General features: G+C 52.0%; 1 protein-coding gene. It reads right to left on the bottom strand.

The features are described from left to right. On the bottom strand, nt 1–427 hold a 427-nt coding region (locus PSH50_RS21055; protein ID WP_273610077.1), incomplete at both ends, for an Ig-like domain-containing protein.

Below are 427 nucleotides of genomic sequence, written 5' to 3'. Positions count from 1 at the left end.
TTGTGCGTGTGTTCCCTGCTGCATCTGTGGCTGTGGCAATCACAGAGCCTACATCCAGTAGTGATACATCAAGCCCCACCAAAGACCAATTACCGTTGGCATCGGTTGTGGTGGTGTAAGTTACACCGACTCCCCCGCCAATAAGTTGCTCGGTGATGGTGATTTCACTGCCTGCTGGCAGGTCAGACGTACCACTGAGGGTAACCAATAAACCAAGCTCGAAGGTTGGCGTAAAGGCAAGGATTGGTGGCGTTACATCCACTTCACCGCTGTCTGTCCCTGTGCCCGTGTTACCCGCTGCATCCGTGATGCTAGCACTGACACTGTAGTTACCTTCGGCTAAATCAGTCGCTGGGGTGGCACTCCAATTACCATTGGCATCGGTTTGTACATCAATAGTTTGTACGGCATTGGCTGCATCGGTAAA

The sequence above is a fragment of the Pseudoalteromonas sp. Angola-7 genome, assembly GCF_028599255.1.
In the GTDB taxonomy this organism is placed as follows: Bacteria; Pseudomonadota; Gammaproteobacteria; order Enterobacterales; family Alteromonadaceae; genus Pseudoalteromonas; species Pseudoalteromonas atlantica.
The sequence above is the reverse complement of the archived record's forward strand: the minus strand, read 5'-3'. Positions and strand labels throughout refer to the sequence as shown.